This is a genomic window from Marinospirillum minutulum DSM 6287, assembly GCF_000422325.1.
GTDB lineage: Bacteria > Pseudomonadota > Gammaproteobacteria > Pseudomonadales > Halomonadaceae > Marinospirillum > Marinospirillum minutulum.
Genome location: NZ_KE383818.1, coordinates 26977 through 45044, shown reverse-complemented (window position 1 = coordinate 45044; position 18068 = coordinate 26977). Strand labels below are relative to the sequence as shown.

The window sequence follows — 18068 nt, the reverse complement described above, 5'->3', positions numbered from 1 at the left end:
TCACCCTAATCCGGGTAGCCAACCCAGCACTTAAAAAATCTGCTCAAAAGGCAAGCCACCTGAAAGGCGAAGTATTCTAATGGATTACTTCAGCCTTGGGAAGCTTTGACTTAGATTTAACCTACTATTTAAACGCTGACCTTCAGGGATGCGCTATTGTAGTGACCTAACCAACAAACGCAAGCCTGAAGCCTTCTTTTATTAAAAGCGAGGAGGAAAACCACCGCCACCCATACCACCCATGCCGCCCATACCCGGTGGTAACTGACCTTGCATACCGCGCATCATATTAGCGACAGCGCCTTTGTTGGTCATTTTTTTCATCATTTTCTGCATTTGTTTGTGCTGTTTGATTAGGCGGTTTAAATCTTGTAACTGAGTTCCTGAACCTTCACAGATGCGGCGCTTACGAGAGCCGTTAAGCAATTCTGGTTTTTGTCTTTCCCAAGGTGTCATGGAGTTAATTAGCGCTTCCATTTTACCAAACTCTTTCATGGGGCCTTGTTGTTCTGCCATCTTAGCCATACCACCCATACCGGGTAGTTTTTCTAACATGCTGGACATGCCGCCCATTTTTTTCATCTGCTGTAGCTGCTCACGAAAATCTTCTAGATCAAAGCCTTTACCTTTTTTAACCTTTTTGGCTAGCTTGGCGGCCTTGTCTTTATCCATGGTGCGCTCTGCTTCTTCGATTAGCGAGAGCAGGTCACCCATACCTAGAATACGTGACGCAATACGATCTGGGTGGAAGGGTTCTAGGGCATCGGTTTTTTCGCCCATACCCATAAACTTAATGGGCTTACCCGTAATTTGGCGTACTGATAAAGCCGCACCACCACGCGCATCACCGTCGGCTTTAGTTAGCACTACACCCGTTAAAGGAAGCGCTTCATTAAAAGCTTTAGCAGTGTTAGCCGCATCTTGACCTGTCATGGCATCAACAACAAACAGGGTTTCAGAAGGGTTAAGTTGGGCGTGAATGGCTTTTATTTCATCCATCAAGGCTTCGTCTACATGCAAACGACCGGCCGTATCTACCAGCATTACATCGTAGAATTGAATCTTAGCTTGGCGCTTTGCTGCTTCTATAATAGCGGAAGGCTTTTGATCTGGCGTGGCAGGAAAGCAATCGACACCCACTTCATCAGCCAAGGTTTTTAGCTGATCCATAGCCGCAGGGCGGTAAACGTCGACAGAAACAACCAAAACTTTTTTCTTTTCTCTTTCACGCAAAAAGCGAGCAAGCTTTGCAACGGTGGTCGTTTTACCTGCACCTTGCAAGCCAGCCATCAAAATAGTGGCAGGCTCACCTTTTAACTCTAAGCCCGCATGGGAGGAACCCATGGTGTCGGTTAGCGTTTCGTTAACAATTTTTAAGAATTGCTCGCCTGGTTTTAAGGCTTTAGAAACTTCCTGCCCTACAGCGCGTTCACGAACCTGCTCAATAAATGTTTTTACAACAGGCAGTGCAACGTCGGCTTCAAGTAAAGCCATACGCACTTCACGCAGCGTTTCTTTGATATTATCTTCTGTTAATTTAGCGTTACCCGTTATACTGCGTAACGTATGCGACAGACGATCACTTAAATTTTCAAACATGTCTTGCCCTCAGTACTAAGCATTTGTGTCGATTATAGACTAATAAGCTTTAGGAATGGATGCTAAAGTCAAAGGAATCCGCTAGGATGGTAAGATATTTATTTATGGAGTTACACTTTCCTAGTATGACCGCTTTTCTTCCATTTACCTTGCTTGCTGCAGCCTTTTATATTGCCGCTGGCACCTGGGTTCTACTACATTTAGCGCGTAAAGCGCCGGCTAGGTTAGCGCTTGTTCGCCTTCTAGGTTTGGGTGCCTTATTAGCACACGGACTCGCACTCTATAGCCACCTAGGCTTACCTGCTAACCTCAGCCTTGGCCTAGTTGAAGCAGCATCGCTGGCCAACTGGCTTATTTGTGCTTTTATTTTAATTGCGAGCTTGCGTCATTCTACCCTGAATTTAGCAGTATTACTTTTCCCTTTAGCTGCCGTCACTTTATTGTTTAATCAGTTTAGCCTTAGTAACACCTTTCCTATAGAAGGTCGAAATGGCTTATTTTTTCATATTGTTGTTTCTCTCTCAGCTTACAGTTTATTCGCACTCGCTAGCGTGCAAGCCCTTTTGCTTGCTATTCAAAACCACCAATTAAAACAACGCCACATGAGTGGTCTTATAGCTGTTTTGCCACCCTTACAAACCATGGAGCGCTTACTTTTTGAGCTTTTATTTGCAGGGCAGCTTTTACTTAGCCTAGGTATATTAAGTGGCTTTATTTTCTTAGATAATATGTTTGCTGCTGGAATGGCACATAAAACGCTTCTTTCCTTAGCTGCTTGGGTTGTTTTTGGTTTATTATTGATAGGTCGCTGGCGGCTAGGTTGGCGCGGTTTAACTGCTGTTCGTTGGACGCTTGGCGGCAGCTTATTATTACTCTTGGCTTACTTTGGAAGTAAGTTTGTACTTCAATTCATCTTGGCGTGAGGCCTAAACTGTTTGGACGCTGAACTACCCATAGGTTTTTTACTCGGGCTTTTAGTGCTGCTAATTGCCTGCTCTGCATTCTTTTCAGGCTCTGAAACGGGCATGATGTCCATTAATCGTTATCGTTTAAGTCACAAGGCAAAACAAGGCGATAAAACTTCGATTAGAATTAGCAAACTACTTGAACGCCCAGACCGATTACTGGGTGTTATTCTTATTGGCAACAACTTTGTTAATAACTTTGCTGCTGCTATTGCCACGGTAATAGCCATTAATTTTTTAGGCGAAAGCCTTGGTCCAGTTGTTGCCACCTTTGCTTTAACAATTGTGGTACTTATTTTTGCTGAAGTAACACCTAAAACTTTAGCCGCCCTGCACCCTGAGCAGTTTGCAAAACCTGCTTCCTATGCGTTAATTCCACTTCTTAAATTGCTTTATCCTTTAGTTTGGGTAGTCAACCTTATAGGCAATTTTTTCTTAAGACTGCTCGGTGCTCGTCCTGATCAAAACAAACAAGATAACCTAACTTCTGAAGAGTTACGTACCGTAGTTAATGAGGCTGGCAACCTTATACCTAGTCGTCACCAAGCAATGCTTTTATCCATTCTTGATTTAGAAAAAATTACTGTTGATGACATAATGATTCCTCGCCAAGAAGTGACGGGGATTGACCTAGAGCAAGACATAGAGCAAATTCTAGAATTGTTACGCCACTCGCAACATACCCGCATTCCTGTTTATAAGGGCGATATCAACGATGTTATAGGCATCTTACATTTGCGTGGTGCGCTTAGGCTTATTGCTTCAGAAAACCCCACCAAGGGCATGTTAATTCAGGAAAGCCGTGAGCCTTATTTTATTCCTGAATCTACCCCTCTACAGACTCAACTGCTTAACTTCCAAAAAGAAAAGCGCCGTATTGGTATGGTGGTTGATGAATATGGCGATGTGCAGGGTTTAGTAACCCTAGAAGATATTTTAGAAGAAATAGTCGGCGAATTTACTACCGACACCCTGCACCACCAAGATGATATTCAGCTACAGCAAGATGGATCTTGGTTAATTGATGCCAGTGCCAACATTCGTGAAATTAACAAACAGCTCGGCTGGGATTTGTCTACACAAGGCCCTAAAACCCTGAATGGTGTCATTCTTGAGTATTTAGAATCCATCCCTGATGGTAATGCCTGTGTGGTTTTTGGTAACTACCGCTTTGAAACGCTGGAAGTAAAAGAAAATCTAATTAAAGCAGTTAGAGGCTGGGAGGATACTGGCAAAAAGCGTAAGAAACTGCTTCGCACCAGTAAATAACGCCTATTCACTTACCTAAAAAAAACCTGCTTAAAGCAGGTTTTTCTTATTCTGGGTGTTAGATAAAGCGACCTAAACCTACAGCAACTTTTAAGCGTTCCAAGGTAGGTGTTGCTACTGCTCTTGCCCTTTCAGCTCCTTTTTGTAGCACGCCTTCTACATAAACAGGGTCTGCTAGCAAACGCTGATACTCTTCTCGCGGGCCTTTAAGCTGTTCATTTAATAGCTCAAATAACTCACCCTTCATTTCGCCCCAACCGATACCTGTGGCATAACGCTCTCGCATTTTGGCAATATCTGCATCGGTAGAAAAAGCACTGTAAATTTGGAAGAGGGTGCAGTCGGTCGTTTCTTTTGGCTCGCCTGGCTCTAAAGAATTAGTTTTAATTTTGTTAATCAGCTTACGGAATTTCTTTTCAGGCTCAAATAATGGAATGGTGTTGTTATAGCTCTTACTCATTTTTCGGCCATCTAAGCCAGCTAAAACACTCACTCTTTCATCAACCACTGCTTCTGGCATAACAAAAAACTCTTCACCAAAAATATGGTTAAAGCGCTGACCTATATCTCTAGCCATTTCAAGGTGCTGAGTTTGGTCCCGCCCTACGGGTACTTTGTTGGCATTAAATAGCAGAATATCGGCTGCCATAAGAATGGGATAGCTATACAACCCCATATTAATGCCTGCATCAGCATCTTTATCACCCGCATCTAGGTTTTCTTGCACTGACGCTTTATAAGCGTGGGCGCGATTCATAAGGCCTTTAGCAGCCACACAGGTTAACAACCAGGTTAATTCAGGAATTTCTGGAATATCGCTTTGGCGGTAAAAAATAGCATTGTCAGTATCTAAACCTAGCGCCAGCCAAGTGGATGCAATTTCACGGCGAGATTCTGCAATGCGTGCAGGCTCGTGGCATTTAATTAGGGAATGAAAGTCAGCCAAAAAATAATAAGACTGCACCTCAGGGTCACGACTTGCTTCAATGGCTGGGCGTATTGCACCTACATAATTGCCTAGGTGGGGTGTGCCTGTGGTGGTAATGCCTGTTAAAACTCGTGTTTTAGTCATGTGAACTCTTTGTAAATACTTATTTTAGAAATTAGTTAACCGGCAAGGGTCGCAAAGGTCTGTGTAATAACTTGCCTTTGGGTTGCTGATATAGGTCGATAGGCATATTAAAGCCAACCTGCAAAAACTCAACTAGCATCATCGCAGATAACCCCCAGATGGTGAACTCAGAAAAAGAATAACTAGGTACATAGAGTTTGCTAGCATCGGTTAGGTGTATAACATCGGTATGGCTACGTGGGTCTTCTAATAACCATTCAATAGGCACATTAAATATAGCGTCTAACTCTTCCTCACAAAGCCTAAACTCTAATTGATCAGGTACTAGTGCAACGTAGGGTGTTACTTTAACACCATGCAAAGAAATCACATCGCTTAACTGGCCTAAAGGCTCTACTTGTGTGGGGTTAAGCCCTATTTCTTCTTCTGCTTCACGTAAAGCGGTTGCATAAAGATTCGGGTCTTCTTTGTCACGCTTACCACCAGGAAAAGCTACCTGCCCTGGGTGACTTTTTAAGTGCTGCGCTCGGCGCGTTAAAATAACTTCTGGATTTTCACCTTTAGTTACTGCCAGCAGTACTGCAGCTTCTGGTAGTGTGTTTTTAAGTAGCTGTGGCTGATAACCCTGCATTTGACGGGTTAGGTTAGCGAGTATTGCTGACATTTTACCTCCTCCGCCTTGTTGCTTTATTTGTCTAACTTGGCTTCTATTCGATCCATCTGTTGACGTAAAGTTTCCATATTCTCTCGCATCCAGTGAATTTCTGCAGCTTCACCTTCACCTGTTTCTATCTCATAAAGCGCACTTTCTTTTTGCATTACGTCTAAAACAATACCTATCATCATATTCAAAAAAACAAAGGCATTAAGAAAGATAAAGGTTAAAAAATAAATCCAACTGTAAGGGAAGTGCTCCATGGTTGGGTAAAGTACTGCGGTTGCCCAGCTCTCAAACGTTGCTACCTGAAAGAGCGTAAGCATTGCTAAAGAAATATTACCCCAAAGCTTTTCGTTCACCTCATGGAATAAAAAGCTACCTATCGCACCGTAGATATAGAAAATAATGAACATCAGCAGTGCAACATAACCCATACGTGGCAAAGACTTAACCAAGGCAGACAAAAGAATTCTTAGCTCTGGCACCATAGAAACCAAACGCAGTACTCTAAACACCCTTAATAAGCGAGCTAGGAGCACCATTTCTGAGTAATCCATGGGAATGAGGCTGGCGGTAACTATGATGAAGTCAAAAATATTCCAGCCTTTTTTAAAGAAGTTGATAAACCTTCTTTCTGACAGTAGGCGAATAATAATTTCGACCAAGAAAAATGCTGTAACGCCCCAGTCTAGCCAGTAAATAACTCGGTCGAATCGGCTGGCTTCCTCATAGGTTTTTGCTCCAATAAGCAAAGCAGAAATAATAATAATGCTAATGACTGTCAGTTCAAAAAGCTTATTCTTTCTTATTTTTTCTAGCTGCTTTCGCAAATACACTGCTTGCCGTTTCATTACACCTGTATCTCCAAAACAAAGAAGCAAGATTATCAAGGAAAGCCAAGATTATTCCTAGCTAATAACTGGCTCTACTAGAATTTTTGCTAAAAAAAAGAGGCCAACTCGGCCTCTTTCTTTTAAATTTAAAACTAGGGCAGTGCTGGTATTTCAATTGACGGCATTTTACCCGTTAAAGAGTGTAAAAAGGCAACGATATCGGCATTGGTACGCTTATCAAAATCACGACCTAGCATCTCTTTGCCCATCACCTGAACTGCTTCTTCTAGTGTTGCAGTACCACCATTGTTGAAGTAGGGGTAGGTAACAGCAACATTACGCAAAGTTGGTGTTTTAAAGCGGTGCTTATCACCTTCATCACCCGTTACTATAAAGCGGCCTAGATCGGTTGAACCAGGTACTTTAATAGCATGGAATAGGCTGTCAGTCAGTGCTGGCCCGTTGTGACAAGCACTGCATCCGTTATCTGCAAAAGCAGCCATGCCGCGTTTTTGCTGTTCTGTTAAAGCATCTAAATCACCGTTCAAATAACGATCAAAAGGCGAGTTAGGTGTATTTAAAGTGCGTTGAAAGCTTGCCATTGCATGAGCAACATTTCTTGGTGTGATTTGCTTCTCACCCTTTCCACCATAGGCACGAGCAAAAGCTTCTTGGTAGGCTTTAAAACCTTTTAAACGAGCAATAGCGTCATCAAGCGACATATTCATTTCGATATCGGCTTCAATTGGCCCTAGAGCCTGCTCTTCTAAGTCAGCCGCTCGCCCATCCCAAAACTGTGCTGTAAAAAAGCCGGAGTTAAGTACTGTAGGGGTATTACGCTCACCCACCTGTGCCGCATGACCTGTTGCACGTGGTATGCGGTCAGTCCAACCTAAGGCTGGGTTATGACAGGTAGCGCAGCTAATAACACCACTGGCAGAAATGCGTGGTTCAAAAAACAACATTTTACCTAACTCAACTTTAGCTTCCGTTAGGCTGTTATTGGCTGGAATCGGTGAAATAGCAGGTAGTGCTTCAAAGCGATTTGCATATTTACTGTGATAACCATCACCAGCTAATAGGTTTCCACTTAAAGCAACGAGTCCTGCTACGCCTAGAACACTGCTTATTTTTCGAAGATTAGTCGTTATTCTCATGGAGTTCTCTCCTCATGATTTATGCCTGATAAATCGACCCTTATTGGCTTTAGCTATCGCTCTATTAGTTTAAATTTATCAATGACTTATCAATAAAATTAAGTAGGGTCAACTAAGAGTATATCCTGTCAAATTATAGAAACCAGCAAGGATAGATGCATAATTTTGACCTTAATCAAGTAAGGAGCCGGTTTACCTTCTTGCTGGATAAACCACCACGGCGGTACGTAGCTTTTCTTTACCAAAACAGGCCATTCTTGAAAATTCTAGGCGGGAAATAGGCACTTGTTGTGTATCCACCAAGGACTTCTGATCTTCTTCATCCACATCTGGGTCATGTAAATAAATAAACTGCTCATCCATAGCGGTAACCACCACCCAATGGGGGCTTTTTTCGCGACTAAACTGCCACGAACTTATCAGTACTAAAGGCACACCACCGGCTTCTAAAACGCTTGTTAAGTCAGCTTGAGTAATTTCTGCAAAGTGCTCGACTATGTCTGTTTGAGCTAATTCTTCTTTAAAGCCCTCATGAACCAACGAGATCACACTTTTTTTAACGGGGTTACGCACACCTTTAATAAATAAAGGGCCTTCAACATTCAGCCATAACTCCACTTTAAATCCCCGTCGCCAAGCTGCTAAAGCCAAACCTCTGGGACCACAACCACCATGCCCCGTGGTCATAAAAATAGTGGTCGCTTCACGCCAAAGCTGCAATTCTTGCTGGCGAGTGAGTAGCGTACTTTCATCTTGTGCTTTCATGGCCATAAGCAAACAAGCCGGGCCACAAGTAAAAGGTAGGGTTTGTTGGTAGTAGGGTATTTTTCTGAATTGCCCAGCGGGTTCTTTATGCAGGCGTTTTTGAAAGCGCAGGGCATCGCTATGGTCTTCATAATAATCGGCATACTGCCCAAATTTTCGATAACCTAAACGCTCATATAAGGCAATGGCACCGGTATTGTCGGTACGTACTTCAAGCCGTAAAGCAGTACATCCAGCATCTAAGGCTAAAACTTCTGCCTGCTGCATTAAAAATTCGCCCAAGCCTTGGCCTTGGAAGTCAGGGTTAACAGCAATAGAGTAAATTCTAGCCAGCGCAGTGCCACGGTGGAAAAGTATTAATAAATAAGCGGCTAAGGTTTTTCCTTCGGCTGATTCTTGCGGTGCAGTGAGTTCCAGTAGCTGTACGGCAGCATGGCCTTTTTGTATTAGCCAACGAAATTGCCTTCTGTTAAGCCTATCTCCCGTAAAGCAACGGTTTTCAAGTGCAAGCAGGTTAGGTAAGTCCTCAAGGGTTGCTTCGCGTAATGTTTTTTTTGCCTGCTCTTTCATACTTGTTGTAAACCTTCTAATGCTTGGTTAATACGCTCTAAACCCTGCTTTAAAACTGCCTGCTGCCAAGTTTTATCGGTTGGGTAAAAATGCGTTAATAAATCTTGCTGAATTTTTTGTTGTAGTGTTTTATCTAAATCTTTGGTGGCTTGGCCTGCTAACCAATGATCAGCACGCAGCACGTTAAATAAGTTTTCAGTGCTGCCGGTACCAAATTCCAAAGTAATAAAACAACAGGCATCGGGTAAAGTTTGATGCCAGAAATAATCAATTAAGCCCAGCTTGGGTACAGAGGATGAAGTGCCTAAAAATGGCTCGGTCACCGCTGCGCCATACCAGCGTTTAGCCCAACTCACACCCAAGCTATTGGGCGGGTGGTCACAAATCACTTCACCTACCGAATAATCGCCCAAGCCAGTATGCACATCTATAATGGCAACAGCTTTTCGTTCAGCCAGTTGTAAATCGGTTGCCAGTTGGGTTAATACTGAACGTGACCAGCTAGGCTCTTTTCCGCCATAGAACAAACCCTGTGGGTGAGTGTATTGCCCACCACTCACGGCTTCTTCATACAGCCTTTCACCCCAAGCAGCCTGATAAGCTGCTAACTTACTATCAGCTGTGCTTAAAACTTCTGGTTGCCAAGCTGTAGGAATAAGCAGCGCATTTAAAACCTCATAACCTTTATTGTCTGGCACGGCTGTAAAATCAATAAAGTTACGGTTTAAATCGATACCGGCTTCATCAACACGGCGCAAAAAGGAAAAACCCCAAGGGTTCATGGCATGTAAAAACAAGATAGCCGTGTCTTCAGGTAGTTGCTTTAAGCCAGCTTCGGTAAGCCAAGCTGTTTGAATGGCGGAGCCAGCAAAGCCTTCAATGCCATGCGTTGCCGACTGAACGATTAAAAGCTTAGAAGCATTTAAATCACCCATCCAAACAGCATCTAAAGCCAATTCTTCACCCTGAGCGCCCAAGCATGGGTGCTTGAAACTGGCCTGCCAAGCAATGCCCTTAACCTCTAGAGCTTGGTTTAAAAAAGCTTGCCTTGCCGCTTTATAATCGGTTGAAAAATAACCTGACATAAAAACTAACCTCTGAATACTTATCTGCCTAGATTACGCCTAGCTAGACCACCAGGCTAGAGGGTAAAAAAACTCTGGTTAGCTATTGATTAGTCTGCCCTAGCATTAGATAGTGCAGTTATTAATTACCCTGAGGTAGACCATGGCTCGTTTGAAAATTATTGTTGATAAAACCATTGACTGGTTAGCTTATTACCCCACAGAAGATTTGTTTACTGCCCACGACTATTTAGCTCAGGGTAGCTCGACAGAAACTGCTGCGACTCAGGTTATCAACCTCTGCAATAGCTACCGTTACCTAAGTTATGGTTATTACACCTCGCTACTAGCAGAAGCCCGTGGGCACAAGGTTATCCCCTCTATTCGTACCATTAATGACTTGGGCAAGAAGTCCATTTATGGCTTGAATCTAGAAAACCTGAATGCCTTATTAAATAAATTGGTAAGCCGCGATGCTCTTTTAAAAGCTGAACTCGAAGAAAACCAGCGTTTAGAAGTCACCCTCTGTTTTGGGCAAACCCGCTTTACCCCGTTAGCCGACCTAGCTAGACAAATATTTGAGCAATTTCCCTGCCCCGTATTAAGCATTACTTTTCGTAAAAACCAAGACTGGCAAATAGAAGCCATTCGCCCAGAAGGTTTAAAGCATTTAACAGGCGAAGATGAAGACTTATTTGCTAAGGCGTTAGACAGCTATAGCCGCAAAATTTGGCGCAAACCCAGCACTAAAAAGAAATACCGCTATGACCTAGCCATTTTGGTTGACCCTCAAGAAAAATTGCCACCCTCTGACCCAGTGGCACTTAAAGCCTTTATTAAAGCCGGCAATAAACTAGGTATCGATGTTGAGCTAATCGAAAAGAAAGATTTTAGCCACTTGGCTGAATACGATGCACTGTTTATTCGTGAAACCACCTCGATTAGCAACCACACCTATCGCTTTGCTAAAAAAGCCGAAGTTGAAGGCTTGGTGGTGTTTGATGACCCCACCTCTATTTTGCGCTGCTGCAATAAGGTTTACCTAGCCGATTTATTGGCCAGTAAAGGCATTCCTATGCCGCAAACTACTTTTCTTTATAAAGACCATATAAAAGAGTTGCGCCAAGTTGCTAAAAACATGGCCTACCCTGCGGTCCTAAAAGTACCCGATGGGGCTTTTTCTAAGGGCGTGGTTAAGGTGAATGACCAAAAAGAGCTGCTAGAACAAGCCGCGCATTACTTTAAACAGTCAGCCATTTTGTTGGTACAAGAATTTATGTACACCGACTATGATTGGCGCATTGGCGTGCTGAATAATAAGGCGATTTTTGCGTGTCAGTACTTTATGACTAAAGGCCATTGGCAAATTTATAACCATTCCAGTGGCGAAGCAGAATCAGGTGGTTTTGCCACCCTGCCAATTCACCAAGTACCAGCACAGGTTTTAAAAACTGCACTTAAAGCCACCAAGTTAATTGGTGATGGGCTTTATGGCGTGGACTTAAAACAAAGTGGCGATAGAGTGGTAGTTATCGAAGTGAACGACAACCCTAATATTGATTCTGACGTAGAAGACCTGTATTCCAAAGAAGACCTTTACCTACAAGTTATGGGCGAGTTTTTACGCCGTATGGAACTAAGAAGCAGTGGTCATGGCTAAGGCCTAAAGCTAAGGCAAGAATTAGCCATTAAATAACCAACTTAAAAAGGGCCACTAAGATTACTCCTAGCGACCCTTTTTAATTCCCTGCTAAATCTTTTAAACACTAGTCTTATAAGGTTTAGTGTTTTTTTTCTAGGCGAAGCTGAGTAACTTCTTCAACGGCTAAACCTGTAATTTCAGCAATCTGCTCATCACTTAGTCCCTCAACTGCAAACATACCGCAAGCAATACGCCTTGTATTTTTAAGCTGCTCTTCTGCGGCTCGCTCTTCCGCTTCACGGCGACCTTGCTCGATTCCCTGTTCAATTCCTTGTTTTCTTCCGTACTGCTCAACTGTATTGATATAAGGCATTTTAAACTCCTCTTCGACACGTTTAACGGCTTCAATTAAACGATATTCAAGCATTTCAGGTAAACGAATCATCCAGCCAATAAAGTGAAATAACTCAACCACCTGCTCACGATTGTAACCTCGAATATAAAGTGATCGGGTTAAGCCTAACCTAAAATCAAACAAACCTTCGTTATTACCTTTAAGGCGTTTAGCTTTGATCTGCGCCATCACCAGCAAGGCAAAAATATTGTTATCAGATTCAAGGCTAGTCCAGTTAGCTTCACTCTCAAAGTCAACCAGCTTAACCGTTGGATAAGTAAAGGTAATTTCAGTTCCCGAACGGTTGAAGTAAAAAGTATTGGGGCGATAGTTTGAGTTAGTATCTGCCAAGACTGCTAGACTAACAACGTCTACTTGGTAGCGGTCGGTCAAGCGTGACCAATAGGTAAACATACGCCGTGCAAAAATACCTTTTAATTCGGGCGAGCTTTGAATTTCTACGTGAATTAGCAGCCATTCTTCCGTGCCGTCTAGGTAGTAAACCTTAACCAGCTTGTCGGTATAACGGCGACCAGTTTTAGCATCAACAGTTATTTTTTCTAGCTCACCATCAAGAAATTCATAGCCTTTTTTCCAATCAACTTCACTATGAATCTCTGGAAACAACAGCTGAAGAAATTCTTTAAAATACTTTTCTAAAGCTGCCTTCCAAGCTCCATCGTAATCAGAACGAACAACTAGCCCATCTTCGGTTGCTGAAGCACTCATACAAACTCCTTTTTAGAGGTTATTGTATAAGCCTAGTATGTTTTTTTATAAATAGCCTAAGGATTTAACCAAGCCATGTATTCGCTTACGCCTTCGGCAACGGTTTTAAACTCATACGGATAACCGGCAGCACGTAGCTTAGTTAAATCGGCTTGAGTAAAGCTTTGGTAACGGCCTTTAAGTTGTTCAGGGAAGGGAATATAAACAATTTCGCCTGTTTGGTGATGTTTGATAACTGCTTCTGCTACCTGCTGGAAGGGTTCCGCACGGCCTGTACCACAGTTAAAAATACCGCTGACTTGCGGATTTTCCCAAAACCACAGGTTAACCTTACAAACATCTTCAACATAAATAAAGTCACGTTTTTGGCCGCCATTTGGAAAGCCATCGTTACCTTCAAACAGCTTAGGGTTTTCACCATTTACTAGCTGAGTATTTAAATGAAACGCCACACTCGACATACCGCCTTTATGTTGCTCACGAGGACCATAGACATTGAAGTATTTTAAACCCACTACCTGAGATTTAAGTCCTGGCAATAATTGGCGCACATACTGGTCAAATAGCTGCTTAGAATAACCGTAAACATTCAGCGGTTGCTCATATTGTGGCTCTTCAATAAAGTTGTCGTTACGACCACCATAGGTCGCCGCAGAAGAGGCATAAATAAAAGGGATTTTTAAATCAAGGCAAAAGTGCAGCAGGTCTTTGGAATACTGATAGTTATTATCCATCATGTATTTACCATCCCACTCGGTGGTTGCTGAACAAGCGCCTTCGTGGAAAATAACGTCAATACCCCCTAGCTCTTCAAATTCATCGCCTGCTAACACCCGCTGACGAAACTCATCTTTATCCATATAGTCAGCAAGGGTTAAATCAGCAATATTAACGAACTTAGTGCCATCGGTTAAATCATCGACCACTAGAATATCGGTACGGCCTTGTTCATTTAATTGCTTGACGATATTGCTACCAATAAAACCAGCACCGCCTGTTACTACTATCATGTTTATGCCTCTTGCTGACTGGTAAAAACCCAGTTTAAGAATTCAATTACTGAAAAGATTGCTGAAGTATGATTGAAAGTTTAGCAGGTTTAACCCGCTGCTACAGCTTTACGATAACTGCCTTGGTAATCAAATAAACGCTGCTGAATACGCCAATATTTTTTATTGATTTTGCGGGCGATGACAAAGTCTGGGTAGCGCAAACGCTCTGCGCCAGCAACGGCCTCTTCAGCATTTTTAGGCAGCCAACCACTAGCAGGGGCTTTTAAATGTTCACGCAAAAATACCTGCTCAAACGCTTTACGCTGGGCGGGTGTTTCTAGTGCATACCAATCGCTTAACTCACTAGCATCTTCATCATAGTAGTTGACTTTTAAACGTTCTAACCCCTTGCCATTTAAGGCAACTTCTAAAGTCATGCCACTGACTCTTAATACCTTGGCATCTTTAAGTTGCAAGGCTTCTTTGAGTTTTTTATCGGCATCCACCAGCGTGGTATCACAATGCGGGCAAACTCTGGCAGCAATATCGGCTTCGCCACCGCAGGCCTCACACACCCTAAAACGGAAACGAAAATCACATTGCTCACCTTTTTTATCCACTCCTTCGCCCACACCCTCCAACCAACCTTGGCAACGCCTACCAAAGTGCTCCAATAGTTCACCTTCGGCTGTTGTTACACCCCAAAAGCTATTGGCAAAACCACAGCCGGGGCAAAGTACCTGCACTAATTCAGTATTGGCATTGGGCTTGGGTGTATTTACTTCTGGCGCCCAAATATCCCAAGGGTTGCCAGCATAGTCTAAAATTAAACAGTCAGTTTTTTGGGTAGCAGGCGAAAGGCGTAATCCTCGACCAATAATTTGCTGATACAGGCTGACTGATTCGGTGGGCCTTAAAATGGCAATTAAATCCACGTGAGGCGCATCAAAACCCGTGGTTAATACTGAGACATTCACCAAGTATTTTATTTGCTGGGCTTTAAAGGCTTGAATAATTTGCTGACGTTCTTTGCTAGCCAGCTTGCCAGTAATTAAAGCGGTTTGTTCAGCCGGTAATAAACCCGCGACTTCTTCTGCATGGCGCACACTGGCACAAAACACCATCACACCTTGGCGCTGGGCTGCTCGCTGTTGAATGTCTGCAACTATGCTAGGCGTAACGCGGTTATCTTTAACCACCTTGTCTAATTCTGCTTCTGGGTAATAACCCGTATTGGCAGGCACTAGGCTAGAAAAATCATAGGCCAAAATCGCCATATCCAAGCGTTCTGGTTTAACTAAAAAGTTATTTTTAACCATCCAACGCAGCGGCAATTCATAAATGCAGGCTTTAAAAAAGCTGTCTTCATCACCTCTAACGGCTTGTTGCTGTAGGTGACGATGATAAATAAAACCCTGCCCTAAACGAAAAGGTGTGGCCGTTAAACCAAGGATTTTTAGATTAGGATTCAGCTTTAATAGGTGTTGGATAATTTGCTGGTAGGAGGTCGCTTCGCCCAAGCTAACTCGGTGGCATTCATCTATCACTAGCAGGGTAAAAGCCGCGTCATTGAACTGCTCAAGATTACGCACGACCGATTGCACTGAACCAAACACCACTTGGCTGGCAGCTTTTTTAGAACCTAAACCCGCGCTAAAAATATCGGCAGCTAGGCCATAGGTTTCATATTTGGCATGGTTTTGTTCAACCAGTTCACTGACATGCGCCAGCACTAGCACTCGCCCTCTAGCTAAACGGGCGAGTTCTGCAATCACCAAGCTTTTGCCAGCACCAGTGGGCAAGCATAAAACCGCTGGGTCACTGGTTGCCCGAAACCATTCCAGCACCCTTTCTACTGCTTCTTTTTGGTAAGGCCTTAATTGAAATGCTTGTCGCTGGAAGGCTGGGCTAGTCATACTGCTTATTCAGAAGTATAAACAGGATCACGCTTTTCAATATTAGCCATCACCGCTTCCATTTGGTTAGGTGAACCCAGCAAACGGCGCTGTAGTTTTTCTTCAAAAGCTAGGCGTTCATCATCGGTTTGGGTATAAGAATCACGCAGCAGGCGCTTAGCCGCTTCCACCATATCGGGCGAGCGTTTACAGATAAGTGCTGCCAGCTCTTCTGCACGGGCCACTGGATCATCGGCAACCTCAGTCACTAAGCCTGAGCTTAATGCTGCCTGACCATTAACCACTTCGGCTGTAACCGTCATACGTAATAACACATCTTCTTTAACACAGCCTCGGGCTGTCACGCTAATGCCCATATCAGGAATAATGCCCCAGCGGCCTTCCATCACCGACAAGCGTGCATCTGGGTGGGCAATACGCATATCTGCACCCATAGCGATTTGTAAACCACCGCCATAACAGTAGCCTTCAATGGCAGCAATAACTGGCACTTGTAATGAGCGCCAACCCAAAGCTAAATGCTGAACTTTATTATGCGGATAACCATCGCAGCTACTGAGTAGCCATTGAATATTTTTAGGGTCGGCCATTACTCCGGCAACATCTAGCCCACTGCAAAAGTTATGGTTACTACCTGAGAGAATAACAACGCGTAGATCACGGCTAGAATTTAGCGTAGTTAACACTTCTAAGAGTGACGTAATTAGCTCTATATCTAAGCTGTTATGTTGCTTGGGGCGATTAAGCACCACTCGGGCAATACCTTCTTGTAGCGATAGTTTTACACAGGGTTCTTCATGTTGATCTGCGATATTTTTTGTCATTTTGAGTAAGCCTTGCAGGTTTTGGTAAGCTGAGATTAGGCAAAGGTTAAGATAAAGTCAAACAACTGTTTGATACGCAATTAGGTTAATGGGTCGCTGCTAAGGTTTGATATTCATCTAAAGCGTACTGGTCTGTCATACCACTAATCATGTCTTGTAATAATCGGCAACGGCAGTAAAGCTCCCAAGTATCAGCATTCAACGCTCCAGCACCCAATTCTACCGCCGAGGCACAAAGTAGTTGATAGGCTTTTAAATGTTTTCTTGGCATACGATCAACCAATAGAACTTCAAACAGCAGCTGTTTACCTGGAACACGCTTGCCCCTAGCTAAAAGGCTAAAATCTTCTCTGGGTAGTTGAAGTAATGGCAAATAAAAGTCTAATAAACCAGTAATAATGCGGTGGCCTTGTAGCATTAGGGTGGTTACTTCACTCACATTAAAAACATGCTTGAACGCCACTTGCTTTAAGGTGCTAATTAACGCATGGCAAGGTGAGTCATCTTCTAATAAGGCCTTGTTTAAGCTGCCTTCTGCAACCTGCGGCAGATGGTCAACAAAGGCTTGCGCGGCATGTTCTACGAGTGGATGGACTAAATTAACTCTAAGCCTTACAAAAAACTCATGGTCTTTGTTGTAGTTTTCTAACTTGGCAGCGGCAAGGGCTTCATCAACTAGCTGATTAAACGACTTACCCTTAAAGTGTGTACCTTCAGGGTTTTGTGAATACTGCTGTGCAAATTCTTCTTTTAGTAGCTGAGCCAACTCGGTATAGCTAAGTATATCTTTATCTACACTGTCTTCTATATCGGCTAGGCAATAAGAAATATCATCGGCGGCTTCCATTAAATAACTTAAGGCGAACCTGTGCCCTGGCTGTAAATCTAATTCTTGCCAAAGGTCTTCGATAAATTTTTTTTCTGAAAAATAAAAGCCTGGCTTTTTTTGCAAGTAACTTAATGGATGATCATTTTCAGGCTTGGGTTGGGTTGCACAACGGGTGTATTTAAGTACGCAGGCAGATTGCAAATAAGTAAGGTTAAGTTTTTGCAGGCTAAATAGTAGGCGAATTGCTTGGGCATTACCTTCAAATTGCTGTAGTTCTAAAAGCAGTTCATCACGTAACTGGCTTTGTGCAGCATCGGGCAAAGACTGCTTAAAAACGTCTAGCTTAGGTAGTTTTTCCGCAAACCAACGCGAAATAATTTCTTCACCAAAATGACCAAAAGGTGGGTTGCCTATATCGTGCATTAGGCAGGCCATTTCCACTAGCGTTTCTGTTGCACGCTCTAATGCCAAAACTTCTTGGCCTGCTTGCTTCTGTTTGCGTAATAACTGAAAAACCGTGCGGGTAATAAAGCGTCCTGCTTGCTGAACTTCTAACGAATGGGTTAAGCGACTTCTTACCGCTGCATTACGCTCTAAGGGAAAAACCTGTGTTTTCTGTTGTAAGCGCCTAACCGCTGCAGAATTAATAATGCGGCCACGGTCACTTTCTAGCTTGTTTTCTAAGGCACTAATGTTTAACTGGGGTAACTGCTGGGAAGCAGAATCAAGCTTAGCCTCTCTTAGATAAGGCCGTAACGCACTGTAGCGACTTAGAATTCTTTGCATTATT

The 18068-nt window shown here is 43.2% G+C and carries 15 protein-coding genes; 3 read left to right on the top strand and 12 right to left on the bottom strand.

Translation table 11 applies throughout. From position 1 onward, the window contains the following. Nucleotides 1-201: 201 nt before the first annotated feature. Nucleotides 202-1599 (bottom strand): signal recognition particle protein, encoded by a 1398-nt coding sequence (gene ffh / locus H571_RS0109740; protein ID WP_027849137.1) that lies wholly within the window; start codon nucleotides 1597-1599, stop codon nucleotides 202-204. Between the two features lie 86 nt (nucleotides 1600-1685). Between ffh and H571_RS0109735 the strand changes: the two genes are divergently transcribed. Both H571_RS0109735 and H571_RS0109730 read left to right on the top strand, forming a co-directional pair. Beyond that, a complete protein-coding gene (locus H571_RS0109735) occupies nucleotides 1686-2522 on the top strand; it encodes a cytochrome C assembly family protein (protein ID WP_245562341.1) in 837 nt (278 codons plus the stop codon). A 12-nt stretch (nucleotides 2523-2534) separates the two neighbouring features. Then, nucleotides 2535-3833, top strand: a complete 1299-nt coding sequence (locus tag H571_RS0109730; RefSeq protein ID WP_027849135.1) for an HlyC/CorC family transporter — start codon at nucleotides 2535-2537, stop codon at nucleotides 3831-3833. Between the two features lie 58 nt (nucleotides 3834-3891). Here H571_RS0109730 and H571_RS0109725 read toward each other — a convergent pair whose 3' ends face one another. The 6 genes from H571_RS0109725 to H571_RS0109700 form a co-directional block, all read right to left on the bottom strand. Continuing rightward, the gene (locus H571_RS0109725) at nucleotides 3892-4905 is read right to left on the bottom strand and encodes a tryptophan--tRNA ligase (RefSeq protein WP_027849134.1); all 1014 of its coding nucleotides are present in this window, start codon (nucleotides 4903-4905) and stop codon (nucleotides 3892-3894) included. A 31-nt stretch (nucleotides 4906-4936) separates the two neighbouring features. After that, entirely contained in the window at nucleotides 4937-5569 is a 633-nt protein-coding gene (locus H571_RS0109720; RefSeq protein ID WP_156887863.1) for a CoA pyrophosphatase, read from the bottom strand. 23 nt (nucleotides 5570-5592) lie between these two features. Continuing rightward, nucleotides 5593-6414: an ion transporter gene (locus tag H571_RS0109715; protein ID WP_027849132.1), complete on the bottom strand. Its 822-nt coding sequence runs from the start codon at nucleotides 6412-6414 to the stop codon at nucleotides 5593-5595. Between the two features lie 134 nt (nucleotides 6415-6548). Next, nucleotides 6549-7553 carry a cytochrome-c peroxidase gene (locus tag H571_RS0109710; RefSeq protein WP_027849131.1) on the bottom strand — a complete coding sequence of 335 codons (1005 nt, stop codon included), beginning with the start codon at nucleotides 7551-7553 and terminating at the stop codon, nucleotides 6549-6551. A gap of 192 nt (nucleotides 7554-7745) precedes the next feature. Further along, nucleotides 7746-8888 carry a GNAT family N-acetyltransferase/peptidase C39 family protein gene (locus H571_RS0109705; protein WP_027849130.1) on the bottom strand — a complete coding sequence of 381 codons (1143 nt, stop codon included), beginning with the start codon at nucleotides 8886-8888 and terminating at the stop codon, nucleotides 7746-7748. Beyond that, nucleotides 8885-9973: a M14 family metallopeptidase gene (locus tag H571_RS0109700; protein ID WP_036218080.1), complete on the bottom strand. Its 1089-nt coding sequence runs from the start codon at nucleotides 9971-9973 to the stop codon at nucleotides 8885-8887. The genes H571_RS0109705 and H571_RS0109700 overlap by 4 nt, the downstream gene beginning before the upstream one ends. Before the next feature lie 142 nt (nucleotides 9974-10115). On the opposite strand from H571_RS0109700, the gene H571_RS0109695 reads away from it, so the two are divergent. Further along, on the top strand, nucleotides 10116-11612 hold the full coding sequence (locus tag H571_RS0109695; RefSeq protein WP_027849128.1) for a RimK family protein: 1497 nt from the start codon (nucleotides 10116-10118) through the stop codon (nucleotides 11610-11612). Nucleotides 11613-11733: 121 nt separating this feature from the next. Here the strand turns inward: H571_RS0109695 and H571_RS16115 are convergent, their stop codons facing one another. From H571_RS16115 to dgt, 5 genes are all read right to left on the bottom strand, one after another. Next, nucleotides 11734-12717, bottom strand: a complete 984-nt coding sequence (locus H571_RS16115; protein WP_027849127.1) for an RpnC/YadD family protein — start codon at nucleotides 12715-12717, stop codon at nucleotides 11734-11736. A gap of 56 nt (nucleotides 12718-12773) precedes the next feature. Then, nucleotides 12774-13727, bottom strand: coding sequence for an ADP-glyceromanno-heptose 6-epimerase (gene rfaD / locus H571_RS0109685; protein ID WP_027849126.1), 954 nt, complete (start codon nucleotides 13725-13727; stop codon nucleotides 12774-12776). An 89-nt stretch (nucleotides 13728-13816) separates the two neighbouring features. Further along, nucleotides 13817-15625, bottom strand: coding sequence for a DNA repair helicase RadD (gene radD / locus H571_RS0109680; protein WP_027849125.1), 1809 nt, complete (start codon nucleotides 15623-15625; stop codon nucleotides 13817-13819). Nucleotides 15626-15630: 5 nt separating this feature from the next. Then, nucleotides 15631-16449, bottom strand: coding sequence for a crotonase/enoyl-CoA hydratase family protein (locus tag H571_RS0109675; protein WP_051168273.1), 819 nt, complete (start codon nucleotides 16447-16449; stop codon nucleotides 15631-15633). Nucleotides 16450-16534: 85 nt separating this feature from the next. Continuing rightward, nucleotides 16535-18064 carry a dGTPase gene (gene dgt, locus H571_RS0109670; RefSeq protein WP_027849123.1) on the bottom strand — a complete coding sequence of 510 codons (1530 nt, stop codon included), beginning with the start codon at nucleotides 18062-18064 and terminating at the stop codon, nucleotides 16535-16537. Between the last annotated feature and the right edge of the window lie 4 nt (nucleotides 18065-18068).